Raw genomic sequence first — 16,363 nt, 5'->3', positions numbered from 1 at the left:
TTACTTTTTCTTCTCGCCAAGCGTTGGGGTTTCGTCAAAGAAGTTCCACGGCTTGAGCAGCGCGTGCGCCCACTCGGTCGGCATAATTGGCCACTCTTCGGCGCGCGCGACGTGGGTGGTGCCGGTGGTGATCCACACGACGTCGTCGTGGTTTGTCAGCGACTCATCATCCTTCGCGTACTGGCCTAAGCCGGTATCCTGGGCGGAACGGTTGGGATATTTCCCTTCCGGATAACGCTCTGTCGGGTGGTAACGCGTCACCCACAGCTGTTTATCCATAAAGCTCAGGCGATGATATATCCACTCGTCCGGGGCGAACTTGGCGCCGGTCGCCGCCGGATGCGTGCCGCCGGCATAAGGGATAATCTGGTAAGAGACCGGGTTACCCATGCGGTTCTCTTTGCTGGTGTTGCTCAGCAGGCGGATAGTGCCAGGGTCGAATTTCTGCGCAGCTTTCTGCTCGCTATCGATTGTGTACTGATTCACCTGCATGGTGCTGGTGCGCGGGCCGCCGGCGGTGTTTGGCTTCACTTCAGGATCCATCGCCACCAGGGTGTTGTTTTCGCCGTCCACGTCGAGATCGAGGCGGAAATTATAAATATGCTGGTGGGTGGTGCCGACAATATTATGGTCGATCAGCGTCCCGTAGCGGGTATCCTCTTTGGCGCTGGGGTCGTGCATGGTCTTCGCCTTCACGCCTTTAACGGCTTCAATGCCGGTGGCGCCGGCATCGATACCGATGGTGCCGTTGTCATGGAACACCCAGTCAAAGATATAATCATAGTTCCCGACGGTACTGATCCAGCGTACCACCAGTTCCCGGCGTTCGGTGCTGACGTTGGGTTTGCCCATTTCCAGGTGCTTATACTCAGGCCCGGCATAGCGTTCGAATATGGCCACCGCACCTGGAATAGTGGTCGGTTTGCCGGTGTAATCGGCGATAGTTTCGTCCAGCAGTACCGCATTTGACGGCGCATCTTTACCGCGAACAATCGGCGATGTTAGGGTGCCCATGCCGTAATCGCCGGAATCCAGATAGGCTTTGAAATACCAGCCGACGTCAGGGTCGCCGTAGGGGACGATCATCCCGCCGAGGGAACCTTCATACATTACCTGGCGTTTTGTGCCGTTGTCGTTGTAAGTCACCGTCGAGAGAATGGGCCCGACGCGCGAGTTCAGGCGCAGATGAAAATCCCAGTTCCGCCAGTGAATGGTATCGCCGGTGATCGTGTAGTTTTTGCCTTCCGGTTCGGTTATCTCCAGTGGTTTCACCGCCGGGGCGTTGCGGTCGCGACCATCGTAAGAACGGGGTTCCATCGGTACCGGGATCACCGGGCCTTCTTCGATTTTGATGATTTTCTTCGCTTCAAGGTCGACCACCGCCACCAGGTTTTCAATCGGGTGCGCCCAGTAGTTGCCGTCGCCGGTATCCAGATAACTGATGACTTTCAGCAGACGCGCATCCTGTTGCAGGCCATCTTTGCCATCAAAGTAGCCGACGGTGAGCGGGGTGGTGACCACTTTACTGGGATCGGTAATACCGTGCTTTTTCAGCACCTCAGCGAACTCGCTGCTGGCATTGATAATGTTCTGCACGCTGACGAAGTCATCGAGCAGCACCATCCCGTGGGCGCCTTTAATCGGCGTCCATGAGAGGATTTTTTTGTTTTGCAGATCGACGACGGCTTCAATGACATGTTTGCCATCAAGCATCACCACATCGGCGGTGCGGGGGGAATCAACGGGCGTTCCCTGCAGGGCAAAGGCCCATACCGCCGCTTTATCCGGCTCGTGTAAGGAAATCTCAGTAAAACGGGTATTCGGCTGGAACTCCGGCGCGGCTTTGACAATGGTCACTGCTTCACCGATTTCCGCCGCCGAGAGGGAGTTTAGCGGGTGAGGGCGTTTTTCTACCTGGAAGGTCTGATCGAGACCGGACTGGAATACATCGTTGATAAAGGTATCGGAGACCCAGGCTTTACCTTCCTTCATTACTACCGGCACCTGTAGATCAAGGGGGTTACCGTTGACGATCGCCGTTTTGGCGCCGGGTTTTACTTTGACGTAAGCGCCGTCTTTTATCAGGGTGAACATTTGCGCGTAGTCATCCCACAGCACATCGGCGCCGAACGCCTGCAGCGTTTTATCCAACGGCACCATGTGCGCTTCGCTACCGTGAGCGAAGACAGGTGATTGCCAGGCGCAAACCACCGCGACAGCCAGCGCCAGCGCGGTTTTACGAGGGGAAAACATCAAGCCGTTTGCCATTGTGACCTCATCTTATTGTTGTGTTGTTGTTGCCGCTGCGAATGTCGGCTTTGTTACGCTTACCCTAGCAGTCTGCCGCCCGGGAACGTTTGTTTGCTTTTGCCAGCTTGTTTGTCAGTTTTGCCAGACGGACGTAAAAAATGCCTCCGTAGAGGCATTAAGCGCGTGGGTGGTGCGTGTTGACTACGCCGGGAAGTCTCCCTGCTGGCGCGCCACCAGGGTAAGAATGGAATACAGCGCCACCGCCTGCTGGTGCTGGTTGAAAATCTCGACAGCCCATTCCACCACACCGGTGGCTTTCTCATCGGCGCTGCGCTGACGTTTGACCGTTTTCCGCTTACAGGTCAGGCGAACCTGAATGGTGTCTCCCGGTTTGACCGGCTCAATAAAGCGCAGGTTTTCCATGCCGTAGTTGGCGATAACCGGCCCGACGCCGGCATCGACGAACAGCCCGGCCGCAGCGGAGATCAGGAAATAACCGTGGACCACCCGCTCGCCGAAAATCGACTCGGCGGCGGCGATTTTGTCCATGTGCGCGTAGAAATGATCGCCGCTCAGGCAGGCGAAATTAACGATATCCGCTTCGGTCAGCGTTCGGCGCGGGGTTAATAAGCTATCGCCAGGCTGGATCTCTTCGAAGTATTTACGGAACGGGTGAATGCGGTCTTCATTCACCTGAGCGCCGCGCACCCACTGCTGGCTTATGGTCGCCAGCATCGTTGGGCTGCCCTGAATCGCGGTACGCTGCATATAGTGTTTCACCGAACGCAGTCCGCCGAGTTCTTCTCCGCCGCCAGCACGGCCGGGGCCGCCGTGTACCAGCTGCGGCAGCGGCGAACCGTGGCCGGTTGATTCTGCGGAGGATGCTTCATTCAGTATCTGAATACGGCCATGCGCGCGCGCGGCGCCAAGGATAAACTCGCGCGCCAGCTCGCCGCTGGCGGTGACCAGCGTACCAGCCAGGCTACCGCCGCCGGCGCGTGCCAGCGTGAGCGCATGCTGGCCGTCGCGATACGGCATCAGCGTCGCTACCGGGCCAAAGGCTTCAATGGCGTGAACCTCTGGCGTTTCATCCGGCTGCGGGCAGTACAGCAGGGTCGGCGGGAAGAACGCGCCATCAGCATTAAGATCTGCCTGTCCGCCGAGCAGCGCTTCACAGCCGGCGGCAATCAGTTTATTGACGTTATCCTGCACATCCTGACGCTGTTCGCGATTAACCAGGGCCCCCATCTTAATGCCCTCCTGAGCAGGGTCACCGACGGTTACTTTATGCAGGCGGGAGATCAGTGCATCGCTAACCGCATTAATCTGAGCCAGTGGCACGATGATTCTGCGGATAGCGGTACATTTTTGCCCGGCTTTCGCCGTCATCTCGCGGACCACTTCCCGAATAAACAGCGCGAATTCCGGTTGCTCCGGCGTGACGTCTTCACCTAATACGCAGCAGTTGAGCGAATCTGCTTCCATGGTAAAGGGAATAGATTTGGCCACCAGGTTAGGGTGCGTCCGTAGCTGCTGGCCGGTGGCGGCTGAGCCGGTAAAGGTCACCACGTCCTGGCTATCGAGATGGTCGAGAAGATCGCTCGCGCCGCCGCAAATCAGGCTGATGGCGCCTTCCGGCACCAGGCCGCTGTCGACAATCGCTTTCACCATTGCCTGGGTGAGCTGGGCGGTAGCGGTTGCCGGTTTAATGATCGCCGGCATGCCGGCAAGCCAGGTCGGCGCCAGTTTTTCCAGCATTCCCCAGCAGGGGAAGTTGAAGGCGTTGATATGGACGGCGACGCCTGATTTTGATGTCAGCACATGACGCGCGGCAAAACCGCCCTGTTTGGAGAGCGGGATCAGCTCGTCTTCCGGCCACAGAATATCGTCCGGCAGTTCGCGGCTACCGAGCCCGGCATAAGTGAACAAAGTACCGATACCGCCTTCAATATCCACCCAACTGTCGGCGCGAGTGGCGCCGGTTTGCGCGGAGATGGCGTAGAACTCGTCTTTCTGCTCCAGCAACCGTTTTGCTACCGCTTTCAGCATCGCGCTGCGTTCAATAAAGGTCATCGCCTGCAGGGCTTTGCCACCGCGTTCAATCGCGAAACGACGCGCCTGCGCCATATCCAGGCCTTCACTGGTCACCTCCCAAAGCGCCGCGCCGGTGATGGCGTGATGGATAGTACGGGCGCGGCCCCGGCCGGTCTGCCAGGCGCCGGATAAGTAACTGGCTAACTGCTGCATCGCAAATCTCCAAATGTGTTACGCATGATTACTATAAATAGTTCTTTTATGAATCATAAAATGCAAGTCTATATTTAATATTTTATTAACATTGTGATCGGTGGTTAATTGGGGTTTTTGTTTATGTGACTGTTATTAATGCTATTTACAAAAGGTTTTGCGGTTATCATCACAAAAAGAACAAACAAAATTTGTGGTTTTATTTAACCAATATGTAACCTTCAATAAACAAAGTGATTCACATAAATGTTTTTGTTGTGAATATCGGAATCATAAAGGTGATGACGTGACAGAAGAACAACGCTTTGACCAGCGCATCGCGCAGGAAACGGCCATCGAACCGCGGGACTGGATGCCGGATGCCTACCGTAAGACCTTGATTCGTCAGATAGGTCAGCACGCGCACTCGGAAATTGTCGGCATGCTGCCGGAAGGCAACTGGCTCACCCGCGCGCCGACGCTGCGCCGTAAAGCGATTCTGTTGGCTAAGGTACAGGATGAGGCCGGACACGGGCTGTATCTCTATAGCGCCGCGGAAACGCTGGGCTGCGCCCGGGAAGACCTGTATCAGAAAATGCTCGACGGGCAGATGAAGTACTCCTCCATTTTTAACTACCCGACCCTGAGCTGGGCCGATATCGGCGTGATCGGCTGGCTGGTCGATGGCGCGGCCATCGTCAACCAGGTGGCGCTGTGCCGGACCTCTTACGGCCCCTATGCCCGGGCGATGGTCAAAATCTGCAAAGAAGAGAGTTTTCACCAGCGCCAGGGATTTGAAGCCTGCATGGCGCTGGCGCAGGGCAATGACGCGCAGCGGCAGATGCTGCAGGACGCTATTAACCGCTTCTGGTGGCCGGCGCTGATGATGTTTGGCCCCAACGATGACAACTCGCCGAACAGCGCCCGCAGCATGGCGTGGAAAATCAAACTGCACTCCAACGACGAGCTACGTCAGCGCTTCGTCGATAACACCGTGCCGCAGGTAGAGATCCTCGGTATGACCGTACCGGACCCGGATTTGCAGTTTGATGAAGCCAGCGGCCACTACCGCTTCGGCGAAATCGACTGGCAGGAATTTAACGAGGTGATTAGCGGCCGTGGCATTTGCAATCACGAGCGGCTGGCCGCCAAGCGTAAGGCCTGGGAAGAGGGCGAATGGGTGCGCGAAGCCGCGCTGGCCCATGCGCAAAAACAGCAGGCCCGCAGCGCGGCATGAGGAGAGACAACATGAGCAAAGTTTACTGGCCGTTATATGAAGTGTTCGTTCGCAGCAAACAGGGGTTATCCCATCGTCACGTCGGCAGTCTGCACGCTGCCGATGATCAAATGGCGTTGGAGAATGCCCGCGATGCCTACACCCGCCGCAGCGAAGGCTGCTCAATTTGGGTGGTGAAGGCCAGCGAAATCGTTGCTTCGCAGCCGGAAGATCGCGGCGAATTCTTCGACCCGGCGGAAAGCAAAGTCTACCGTCATCCGACTTTCTATACCGTGCCAGACGGCATGGAACATATGTGAGGCGGCGATGAATAACCCTAACCCCGTAGCCACCTACGCCCTGCGTCTTGGCGACAATGGTCTGGTTCTGGCTCAGCGTTTAGGCGCCTGGTGCGGCCATGCTCCCGAGCTCGAGATCGATCTTGCGCTGGCCAACATCGGCCTCGACCTGCTCGGCCAGGCGCGCAATTTTTTAAGCTATGCCGCCGAGCTTAACGGCTGCGGCGATGAAGATACGCTGGCCTTTGGCCGCGATGAGCGCCAGTTCAGCAACCTGCTGCTGGTGGAGCAGCCAAACGGCAATTTTGCCGACACTATCGCCCGCCAGTTCTTTATCGATGTCTGGCACGTCGCTCTGTTCAGCCGCCTGGTGAACAGCCGCGATACGCAGCTGGCGGCCATTGCCGCTAAAGGGCTGAAAGAGGTGCGTTACCACCAGCGCTTTAGCCGCGGCTGGCTGGAGCGTCTGGGTAACGGCACCGAGTTATCAAATCGCAAAATGCAGCAGGCGGTCGATAATCTGTGGCGCTTCACCGGCGAACTGTTCCTTGCCGATGAAGTGGATCTCAGCCTGGTTGAGCAGGGCATTGCGGTTGATCCGCGTGAGCTTCAGGCCGAATGGCAAAGCGCGGTACACACGGCGCTGCTCGACTCCGGCTTACAAATCCCGCAGGAAGCGGCCTTCCGCAGCGGCGGCAAACAGGGGCTGCACAGTGAACATCTCGGCCCGCTGCTGGCGGAGATGCAATATCTGCAGCGTTCGCATCCCGGACTGCAGTGGTAAGTGAGGTGACTATGCAACGTCTTGCCGATATCGCTCCTGCAGAGGTTCGCACCATCTGGGGGTTATTAAGCGCGATCCCGGATCCGGAAGTGCCGGTACTCACCATCACCGACCTCGGTATGGTACGCAGCGTCGCGCGCCATGGCGACGGCTGGGTGATTGGCTTTACCCCGACCTATTCGGGCTGTCCGGCGACGGAGCATCTGCTGGGCGAGATCCGTACGGTCATGAGCGAGCATGGCTTTCTGCCGGTGCATATCGTCCTGCAGCTGGATCCGCCGTGGACCACCGACTGGATGAGTCAGGATGCTCGCGAGCGCCTGCGCCAGTACGGCATCAGCCCGCCCCAGGGGCACGCCTGCCATGCGGACATGCCCGCTGAGGTGAGCTGTCCGCGCTGCGGCAGCACCCATACTTCGCTGATTAGCGAATTCGGTTCCACGGCCTGCAAAGCGCTCTATCGCTGCGACAGCTGCCGGGAACCTTTTGATTACTTTAAATGTATTTGAGGTTGCCATGACGACGTTCCATTCGCTTAAGGTGGCGAGAGTCGAGCCGGAAACCCGCGATGCGGTGACCATCACTTTTGCGATTCCGCAAGCCCTGCAGGCGGAATACTGTTTTCGCCCGGGCCAGCATCTGACGCTAAAAGCCCGTCTGGGCGGCGAAGAACTGCGCCGCTGTTACTCCATTTGTCGCAGCCGCACGCCAGGCGAAATTAGCGTCGCGGTCAAAGCCATCGACGGCGGGCGCTTCTCGCGCTACGCCCAGCACGATATCCAGCAGGGTATGGAGCTGGAGGTGATGGTGCCGCAGGGGCATTTCGGTTATCAACCGCAGGCCGAACGGCAGGGTGAGTATCTGGCGATTGCCGCCGGTTCCGGGATCACGCCGATGATGGCGATCATTAGCGCGACGCTGGCGACCGAGCCGCAAAGCCGCTTCACGCTGATCTACGGCAACCGCAGCAGCCATAGCATGATGTTCCGCCAGGCGCTGGCCGATTTAAAAGACCGCTATCCGCAGCGCCTGCAGGTGATACATCTGTTTAGCCAGGAATCGATGGACAGCGATCTGCTACAGGGGCGCATTGACGGCGACAAACTGCGCCAGCTCGCTGACCATCTGCTGGATTTCAGCCGTTTCGACGAGGCCTTTATCTGCGGGCCGGCGGTGATGATGGACGAGGCGGAAGCGACGTTACGTGAACTTGGCGTAGCGGAGAAATCGATTCATCTCGAACGCTTTAATACCCCAGGCGGCAATGTGAAGCGGGCCGCTGGAGTGCAGGCGGAAGGGCGCACGGTGACCATCCGTCAGGACGGGCGCGATCGGCTTATCGCCCTCAGCGCCGAAGACGACAGCATCCTGGATGCCGCATTGCGTCAGGGCGCCGATCTGCCGTTCGCCTGTAAGGGCGGGGTATGCGCCACCTGTAAATGCAAAGTGCTACGCGGTGAAGTGGCGATGGCCGCCAATTACAGCCTGGAAGCGGATGAGCTGGCGGCGGGCTACGTGCTGAGCTGCCAGTCGTTGCCGACCAGCGGCGATGTAGTGGTCGACTTTGACGCGCGGGGGATGGCATGAGTGACCTGCTGATCCACCGTCATGGCCGGGCGCTTCAGTTGACGCTGAACCGCCCGCAGGCCCGCAACGCGCTGAACAATGCCTTATTAACCCAGATTGCCGAGGTGCTGGAGGCCGCGGCAGTTGATGACAGCGTCGGCGTCTGCGTTATCAGCGGTAACGCGCGTTTTTTCGCCGCCGGGGCTGACCTCAATGAAATGGCGGAAAAAGATCTGCCTGCCACCCTTGATGATATTCGCCCACGGTTATGGGCGCGAATCGATGCCTTTACTAAACCGCTCATCGCTTCGGTCAACGGCTACGCGCTCGGTGCCGGCTGCGAGCTGGCTCTGCTGTGCGACCTGATTGTCGCCGGCGACAACGCCCGCTTTGGCCTGCCGGAAATTACCCTCGGCATTATGCCGGGCGCTGGCGGCACCCAGCGGCTGATCCGCAGCGTTGGCAAGGCGCTGGCCAGCCGGATGGTGCTGAGCGGCGAGAGTATTGACGCCCGCCAGGCGCAACAGGCCGGGCTGGTCAGCGATATCCATCCGGCGGCTTTAACCGATGAGTATGCCCTGAAACTGGCAACCACCATTGCCCGCCATTCGCCGCTGGCGCTACGGGCGGCAAAACAGTCGCTGCGCCTGTCGCAGGAAGTCAGCCTGCAGGCTGGTCTGCAACAGGAGCGCCAGCTGTTTAGCCTGCTGAGCGCCACCGAGGACCGCCGCGAAGGCATCGACGCCTTCTTACAAAAACGTACACCGGAATTTAAAGGACGCTAATCGTGGAAGCTTTCATTCTCAGCGCAGTGGAACAGGGCGTCATGACCATTACCCTCAATCGCCCGGACCGCCTCAACAGTTTTAACGACCTGATGCATCAACAGCTGGCGGAATGTCTGAAGCAGGCCGAGCGTGATGACGGCGTACGTTGCTTGCTGATCACCGGCGCCGGTCGCGGCTTTTGCGCCGGCCAGGATTTGAACGATCGCAATGTCGACCCCAGCGGTCCGCCGCCGGATCTCGGCCTGTCGGTAGAACGCTTTTACAACCCGTTAGTGCGCCGTCTGGCGGCGCTGCCGAAGCCGGTTATCTGCGCGGTCAACGGCGTGGCCGCCGGCGCTGGCGCCACCCTGGCGCTGGGCTGCGATATCGTGCTGGCCGCGCGTTCGGCCAAATTTGTGATGGCGTTCAGCAAGCTCGGCCTGGTGCCGGACTGCGGCGGCAGCTGGTTCCTGCCGCGGGTGGCCGGCCGCGCTCGCGCGATGGGGCTGGCGCTGCTGGGCGATAGCCTCAGCGCGGAACAGGCCGTGCAGTGGGGGATTATCTGGCAACTGGTGGACGATTCAGAACTGGCGGATACCAGTCTGCAACTGGCGCGCCATCTGGCGGCGCAACCGACGTTTGGTCTTGGGTTGATTAAAAAGGCGCTGCTGGCTTCTGAAACCAACAGTCTCGATGCGCAGCTGGACCTTGAGCGCGATTATCAGCGCCTGGCCGGGCGCAGCGATGATTACCGCGAAGGGGTCAGCGCGTTTCTGGCCAAGCGGCCACCACAGTTCAGCGGGAAATAGGCCATGACAACATCCTTTGCCACCGTGGCGGTGATTGGCAGCGGCACCATGGGAGCCGGTATTGCTGAAGTAGCCGCTGCCGCCGGACATCCGGTGCGTATTTTCGATATTAATCAAACCGCGATTGCCCAGGCGATCGACGGCATTGCTATGCGTCTGGCATCGCGGGTCGAGCGCGGCAAACTGGCGTCAGAACAGGCCGACGCGCTGCTGGCGCGCCTGCATCCGGCTCACGATTTAGCCGCGCTTGCCGACGCGGATTTAGTAATTGAAGCGGCCTCTGAACGGTTGGAGGTCAAAACGGCGCTGTTCGCGCAGCTGGCGGAGATCTGCGCGCCGTCAACGTTGTTGACCAGTAACACTTCGTCTATTTCGATTACCGCCATCGCCGCCGGGGTCAAAAACCCGGAGCGGGTGGCCGGGCTGCACTTTTTTAATCCGGCGCCGGTGATGAAGCTGGTCGAGGTGGTGAGTGGCCTGGAGACGTCTGCAGAGGTGGTAGAGCAGCTGTGCCAGTGCGTAAGCGGCTGGGGGAAACAGCCGGTACGCTGCCGCTCAACGCCGGGATTTATCGTTAACCGCGTAGCGCGTCCGTTCTACGCTGAGGCCTGGCGCGCGCTGGAAGAACAGGTTGCCGCTCCTGAGGTTATCGATGCCGCTTTGCGTGACGGCGGCGGTTTTCCGATGGGACCGCTGGCGCTGACTGACCTGATTGGCCAGGACGTCAACTTCGCCGTGACCTGTTCGGTGTTTAACGCTTTCTGGCAGGACCGCCGCTACCTGCCATCGCTACTCCAGCAAGAGCTGGCGCTGGCCGGGCGGCTGGGTAAAAAGAGCGGCCACGGCGTCTATCGCTGGCCCGCGGAGACGCAGCCGGACGCGGCGCTGCCGACGGTATCTATTGGCGCTCAATCCATTACAGCTATAAGTGACAGTGTCACAGAGCTCGATGAGCTCTTATTGCTGGAGACCGAAGGCGAGACCGCGCTGGCGCTAAGCGTTAAGCATCACCGCCCGGTGGTGGTATATGACCTGTGCGCCAGCGATACGGTGGTGCTGGCAGCAGCGGCGACCAACGCGCCTGCGGCCACTGATAAGGCCGTGCATTACTTCCAACAGCAGGGCAAGAAAGTTCTGCGTATTGCCGATTATCCCGGCCTGCTGGTGTGGCGCACGGTGGCGATGCTGATTAACGAAGCGCTGGATGCGGTGCAAAAAGGGATCGCCAGCCCGCATGATATTGATACCGCGATGCGCCTTGGTGTCAATTATCCGCACGGCCCGCTGGCGTGGGGAGAACGCCTTGGCTGGCGGCGGGTGCTGCAACTGCTGGAGAACCTGCAACACCATTATGGCGAGGAGCGCTATCGCCCCAGTTCCCTGTTGCGCCAGAAGGCGCTGATGGAGAAGCACCATGAGCAATGATCCGTGGCGCAACGCGCGCGTGATGTACGAAAAAGATACTTGCGCCAGAAAGATGGGGATTGAACTTATCGAAATGGACGACGGTTTTGCGCAGATGAGCATGACCGTCTCGGCGGACATGCTTAACGGCCATCAGACCTGTCACGGCGGCCAGCTATTTACGCTCGCCGATACCGCTTTCGCTTACGCCTGTAACAGCCAGGGGCTGGCGGCGGTGGCTTCGGCGGCAAATATTGATTTTCTTCGTCCGGCGTTTGCCGGCGACAGGCTGGTCGCCACCGCAAGAGTCAAACAGCAGGGCAAGCTGACCGGCGTCTACGACATCGAAATTGTTAATCAACAGCAAAAGATTGTGGCCCTGTTCCGCGGCAAATCGCACCGTATCGGCGGCACAATCACGGGAGAAGTGTAATGCGCGACGCCTTTATTTGTGACGGGATCCGCACGCCGATTGGCCGCTACGGCGGAGCGCTGGCCGGCGTCCGCGCCGACGACCTGGCGGCGATCCCGCTACGTGAGTTGCTGAGCCGTAACCCCGGGCTCGACCCGGCAGCGATTGATGATGTGATTTTCGGCTGTGCGAACCAGGCCGGTGAGGATAACCGCAACGTGGCGCACATGGCGACGCTGTTGGCAGGTTACCCGCATACCGTGCCGGGCACCACGATTAACCGCTTGTGCGGATCGGGTCTGGATGCGATCGGTTTTGCCGCCAGGGCGATCAAAGCCGGCGATGCCGATCTGCTGATTGCTGGCGGCGTGGAATCGATGTCGCGCGCGCCGTTCGTGATGGGAAAAGCCAGCACGCCGTATCAGCGTCAGGCGGAACTCTTTGATACCACGATTGGCTGGCGTTTTGTGAACCCGCTCATGGCGCAACAATTCGGAACTGACAGCATGCCGGAAACGGCAGAGAATGTAGCTGAATTGTTAAATATCAGTCGGGCCGATCAGGACGCTTTCGCCTGGCGCAGCCAGCAGCGCACGGCGCAGGCCCAGCGCGACGGCATTCTGGCGCAGGAAATCGTGCCGGTGCAGATCATCGGCAAGAAAGGGGCGGTCAGCGCGGTACGCGATGATGAGCATCCCCGCCCGGAAACCACGCTTGAGCAACTCTCGCTATTAAAAGCGCCGTTCCGTAAAGGCGGAGTCATTACGGCTGGAAATGCTTCTGGCGTTAACGATGGCGCAGCGGCGCTGATTATCGCCAGTGAACAGCAGGCCAGCGTACAGGGGCTCACGCCGCGCGCGCGTATCGTGGCGATGGCGACGGCGGGTGTTGAACCGCGCCTGATGGGGCTGGGGCCGGTACCGGCAGTGCGTAAAGTGCTGGAGCGAGCCGGACTCAATATTAACGATATGGATCTGATAGAGCTGAATGAGGCCTTCGCCGCGCAGGCGCTGGGGGTGCTCAGACAACTCGGCGTGCCGGATGATGCGGCGCACGTGAATCCCAACGGCGGCGCCATCGCGTTAGGTCATCCGCTGGGCATGAGCGGCGCGCGACTGGCGCTGAGCGCCAGCCTTGAGCTGCAACGCCGGGGCGGGCGTTATGCGCTGTGTACGATGTGTATTGGCGTGGGTCAGGGCATTGCCATGATCCTCGAGCGAGTGTGAGCTAATTTACCTGCGAGTACCCTACAATGATAACTACTACAAAATTAGATCCGATTGAAACCGCATCGCGAGATGAACTGCAGGCTCTGCAAACCCAGCGCCTGAAATGGACGCTGAAGCATGCGTATGAAAATGTGCCGATGTATCGCCGCAAATTCGACGCCGCCGGCGTACACCCTGACGACTTTCGGGAATTAAACGATCTGAAAAAATTCCCCTGTACCACTAAACAAGATCTGCGCGACAACTATCCCTTCGATACCTTTGCGGTGCCGATGGAGCAGGTAGTGCGCATTCACGCCTCTTCCGGCACCACCGGCAAACCGACGGTGGTGGGATATACGCAAAACGATATTGATAACTGGGCCAATATTGTCGCCCGTTCGCTGCGCGCGGCCGGTGGTTCAGCAAAAGATAAAATTCACGTCGCCTACGGCTACGGCCTGTTTACCGGCGGCCTTGGCGCGCACTACGGCGCGGAGCGTTTAGGCGCGACGGTGATCCCGATGTCCGGCGGACAGACCGAAAAACAGGCGCAGCTGATCCGCGACTTCCAGCCGGATATGATCATGGTGACGCCGTCTTATTGTCTGAATCTGATCGAAGAGCTGGAGCGCCAGATGGGCGGCGATGCCCGCGGCTGTTCATTGCGGGTCGGCGTCTTTGGCGCTGAGCCGTGGACGCTGGCGATGCGCGCGGAAATCGAGCGCCGCCTGGGTATCACCGCACTGGATATTTACGGTCTGTCAGAGGTGATGGGGCCTGGGGTGGCAATGGAGTGCCTGGAAACCGTTGACGGCCCGACCATCTGGGAAGACCACTTCTTCCCGGAAATCGTCAACCCGGACGACGGTACGCCGCTGGAAGATGGCGAGCATGGCGAACTGCTGTTTACCACGTTGACCAAAGAGGCGCTGCCGGTGATCCGCTATCGTACCCGCGATCTGACTCGCTTGCTGCCGGGAACCGCGCGGACCATGCGCCGCATGGATCGCATCAGTGGACGCAGCGACGATATGCTGATTATCCGCGGGGTTAACGTCTTCCCATCACAGCTGGAAGAGGAGATCCTCAAGTTTGAACACCTGGCGCCGCACTATCAGTTAGAGGTCAATCGCCGCGGTCATCTTGATTCGCTGGCGGTACGCGTTGAGCTGAAAGAGAGCGGGCTGGCGTTAAGTCATGAACAACGCTGCCAGATTTGTCATCAGTTGCGTCACCGTATTAAGTCGATGGTCGGGATCTCCACCGATATTACTATCGTCAACTGCGGCAGCATTCCTCGCTCTGAAGGGAAAGCCTGTCGGGTATTCGACCTGCGTAAAGCGGTGGTCAGCGGTTAATTCTCTCCCCGGTAACCCGGCTGAGGCCTTTACGCCATAAGCCGGGGTTTTCCTGTGCTATGATTCATAAAGGAAAAATATAACAACAGAATGAATCAGATGAGTAAACTCGACGCCTTTATTCAACAAGCGGTGACGGCGATGCCGATCAGCGGTACGTCATTGATTGCCTCGCTGTATGGTGACGCCTTATTACAACGCGGTGGGGAAGTGTGGCTGGGTAGCGTCGCGGCGCTGCTGGAAGGATTAGGATTTGGCGAGCGCTTTGTCCGCACTGCGCTATTCCGTCTCAATAAAGAAGAGTGGCTCGATGTCGTGCGTATCGGCCGGCGTAGCTTCTATCGCCTGAGCGATAAAGGGCTACGTCTGACCCGGCGCGCGGAACATAAAATTTATCGGGCGAACGCCCCGGAATGGGACGGAACCTGGCTGCTGCTATTGTCGGAAGGGTTAGAAAAAACGGTTCTGGCGGAAGTCAAAAAGCAACTGTTATGGCAGGGATTTGGCGCGCTGGCGCCGAGCCTGCTGGCCTCGCCGTCGCAAAAACTGGCCGATGTCCAATCGCTGCTACATGAAGCGGGCGTTGCCGAAAACGTCATCTGTTTTGAAGCCCATTCGCCGCTGGCGCTCTCAAGGGCGGCGCTGCGCGACCGCGTAGAGGAGTGCTGGCATCTCACCGAACAAAATGAGATGTACGAGGCGTTTATCGCATTGTTCCGGCCGTTACTGCCGCTGCTGCGCGACAGCGAGCCGTCAGAGTTGACGCCGGAGCGCTGTTTCCAGATCCAACTGCTCCTTATCCATTTCTATCGCCGTGTGGTGCTTAAAGACCCGCTGCTGCCGGAAGAGCTCCTGCCGGCGCATTGGGCCGGGCAAACCGCGCGGCAGCTGTGCATCAATATTTATCAACGCGTGACGCCAGGCGCGCTGGCCTTCGTCGGCGAAAAAGGCGAAAGCTCAGTTGGCGAGCTTCCCGCCCCGGGTCCGCTTTATTTTCAACGCTTTGGCGGTTTGCCGGGCGTCTAAGGAGGTTGCATGCCGATTTATCAGATTGATGGGCTGACGCCAGTGGTGCCGGATGAGAGCTATGTTCATCCGACGGCGGTACTCATTGGCGACGTGATCCTGGGAAAAGGGGTCTATGTTGGGCCTAATGCCAGCCTGCGCGGCGACTTCGGTCGTATTGTAGTAAAAGACGGAGCCAATATTCAGGATAACTGCGTCATGCACGGCTTCCCCGGCCAGGATACCGTGGTGGAAGAGGACGGCCACATCGGCCACGGCGCAATCCTGCACGGCTGTGTGATTGGCCGCAACGCGCTGGTGGGAATGAGCGCGGTGATTATCGACGGGGCGGTAATTGGCGAAAATAGTATTGTCGGCGCTTCCGCCTTCGTAAAAGCGAAAGCGGAAATGCCTGCTAACCATTTGATCCTCGGCAGCCCGGCAAAAGCGATTCGTACGCTGAGCGAACAGGAGCTGGAGTGGAAAAAACACGGTACCCGTGAATACCAGGTGCTGGTCGAACGTTGTAAGCAGACGCTGCATCAGGTGGAGCCATTAAAAGAGATGGAGGCCGGGCGCAAGCGTCTGGAATTTGACGAAAACCTGCGGCCAAAATCCTAAACCTGAGGGGTAACTATAATGGCAGAGAAATTATCCGCTCATTGTCACTGCGGTGCGGTGGCATTTACCGTTGAGCTCAGCGATGGCTTCAACACCGTTCGTCGCTGTAACTGTTCATATTGTCGAATGCGTGGGGCGGTCGCGGTCTCTTCGCCGCGTTCAGGAATAGAGGTGGTACGCGGAAGGGATAAGCTCACAGAGTATCGCTTTAATACGGGGGAAGCCGTGCACTTCTTCTGCTCGGTATGCGGGATCTACACCTTTCATCAACGGCGATCAAACCCGCAGCAGTATGGGGTAAATGTGGCCTGCATTGATGGCGTTTCGCCTTTCGATTTTCCTTGCGTGGAGGTCAACGACGGCGTGAATCATCCAAAAGATGGCGGCGGAGGCGTGGTGGGGTATTTGCGCTACGAGAAAAAGTAAAACTCTCCT

The 16,363-nt window shown here is 58.7% G+C and carries 16 protein-coding genes; 14 read left to right on the top strand and 2 right to left on the bottom strand.

From position 1 onward, the window contains the following. Positions 1-2,268 (bottom strand): primary-amine oxidase, encoded by a 2,268-nt coding sequence (gene tynA, locus EAE_RS20795; protein ID WP_015705615.1) that lies wholly within the window; start codon positions 2,266-2,268, stop codon positions 1-3. Between the two features lie 183 nt (positions 2,269-2,451). Next, on the bottom strand, positions 2,452-4,497 hold the full coding sequence (gene paaZ / locus EAE_RS20790; protein WP_015705614.1) for a phenylacetic acid degradation bifunctional protein PaaZ: 2,046 nt from the start codon (positions 4,495-4,497) through the stop codon (positions 2,452-2,454). A 286-nt stretch (positions 4,498-4,783) separates the two neighbouring features. On the opposite strand from paaZ, the gene paaA reads away from it, so the two are divergent. The 14 genes from paaA to EAE_RS20720 all read left to right on the top strand — a co-directional run bounded on the left by paaA (position 4,784) and on the right by EAE_RS20720 (position 16,354). Further along, positions 4,784-5,713, top strand: coding sequence for a 1,2-phenylacetyl-CoA epoxidase subunit PaaA (gene paaA, locus EAE_RS20785; RefSeq protein ID WP_015705613.1), 930 nt, complete (start codon positions 4,784-4,786; stop codon positions 5,711-5,713). Positions 5,714-5,724: 11 nt separating this feature from the next. Then, entirely contained in the window at positions 5,725-6,012 is a 288-nt protein-coding gene (gene paaB / locus EAE_RS20780) for a 1,2-phenylacetyl-CoA epoxidase subunit PaaB (protein WP_002902768.1), read from the top strand. 7 nt (positions 6,013-6,019) lie between these two features. Continuing rightward, positions 6,020-6,775, top strand: a complete 756-nt coding sequence (gene paaC / locus EAE_RS20775) for a 1,2-phenylacetyl-CoA epoxidase subunit PaaC (RefSeq protein WP_015705612.1) — start codon at positions 6,020-6,022, stop codon at positions 6,773-6,775. Positions 6,776-6,786: 11 nt separating this feature from the next. Continuing rightward, entirely contained in the window at positions 6,787-7,284 is a 498-nt protein-coding gene (gene paaD / locus EAE_RS20770; RefSeq protein ID WP_004224495.1) for a 1,2-phenylacetyl-CoA epoxidase subunit PaaD, read from the top strand. Positions 7,285-7,291: 7 nt separating this feature from the next. After that, positions 7,292-8,362 carry a 1,2-phenylacetyl-CoA epoxidase subunit PaaE gene (gene paaE, locus EAE_RS20765; RefSeq protein WP_015705611.1) on the top strand — a complete coding sequence of 357 codons (1,071 nt, stop codon included), beginning with the start codon at positions 7,292-7,294 and terminating at the stop codon, positions 8,360-8,362. Further along, on the top strand, positions 8,359-9,126 hold the full coding sequence (gene paaF / locus EAE_RS20760; RefSeq protein ID WP_015366338.1) for a 2,3-dehydroadipyl-CoA hydratase PaaF: 768 nt from the start codon (positions 8,359-8,361) through the stop codon (positions 9,124-9,126). The genes paaE and paaF overlap by 4 nt, the downstream gene beginning before the upstream one ends. Positions 9,127-9,128: 2 nt before the next feature. Continuing rightward, positions 9,129-9,917, top strand: coding sequence for a 2-(1,2-epoxy-1,2-dihydrophenyl)acetyl-CoA isomerase PaaG (paaG, locus tag EAE_RS20755; protein WP_015705609.1), 789 nt, complete (start codon positions 9,129-9,131; stop codon positions 9,915-9,917). A 3-nt stretch (positions 9,918-9,920) separates the two neighbouring features. Continuing rightward, entirely contained in the window at positions 9,921-11,342 is a 1,422-nt protein-coding gene (paaH, locus tag EAE_RS20750) for a 3-hydroxyacyl-CoA dehydrogenase PaaH (RefSeq protein ID WP_015705608.1), read from the top strand. Beyond that, positions 11,332-11,754, top strand: coding sequence for a hydroxyphenylacetyl-CoA thioesterase PaaI (paaI, locus tag EAE_RS20745; protein ID WP_015366341.1), 423 nt, complete (start codon positions 11,332-11,334; stop codon positions 11,752-11,754). The genes paaH and paaI overlap by 11 nt, the downstream gene beginning before the upstream one ends. Then, the gene (gene pcaF, locus EAE_RS20740) at positions 11,754-12,959 is read left to right on the top strand and encodes a 3-oxoadipyl-CoA thiolase (RefSeq protein ID WP_015705607.1); all 1,206 of its coding nucleotides are present in this window, start codon (positions 11,754-11,756) and stop codon (positions 12,957-12,959) included. Before paaI ends, pcaF begins: the two co-directional genes overlap by 1 nt. A gap of 26 nt (positions 12,960-12,985) precedes the next feature. Further along, a complete protein-coding gene (gene paaK, locus EAE_RS20735; protein WP_004224503.1) occupies positions 12,986-14,302 on the top strand; it encodes a phenylacetate--CoA ligase PaaK in 1,317 nt (438 codons plus the stop codon). A gap of 99 nt (positions 14,303-14,401) precedes the next feature. Next, positions 14,402-15,328, top strand: a complete 927-nt coding sequence (gene paaX, locus EAE_RS20730) for a phenylacetic acid degradation operon negative regulatory protein PaaX (RefSeq protein WP_026612287.1) — start codon at positions 14,402-14,404, stop codon at positions 15,326-15,328. Between the two features lie 9 nt (positions 15,329-15,337). After that, the gene (paaY, locus tag EAE_RS20725; protein ID WP_015705605.1) at positions 15,338-15,928 is read left to right on the top strand and encodes a phenylacetic acid degradation protein PaaY; all 591 of its coding nucleotides are present in this window, start codon (positions 15,338-15,340) and stop codon (positions 15,926-15,928) included. 15 nt (positions 15,929-15,943) lie between these two features. Continuing rightward, complete coding sequence (locus EAE_RS20720) at positions 15,944-16,354, top strand: GFA family protein (protein ID WP_031590551.1); 411 nt, start codon at positions 15,944-15,946, stop codon at positions 16,352-16,354. Positions 16,355-16,363: the final 9 nt, after the last annotated feature.

This window comes from Klebsiella aerogenes KCTC 2190 (genome assembly GCF_000215745.1).
Classification (GTDB): domain Bacteria; phylum Pseudomonadota; class Gammaproteobacteria; order Enterobacterales; family Enterobacteriaceae; genus Klebsiella; species Klebsiella aerogenes.
Note: the sequence above shows the minus strand (reverse complement) of the source record. Positions and strands in the feature narration are given on the sequence as shown.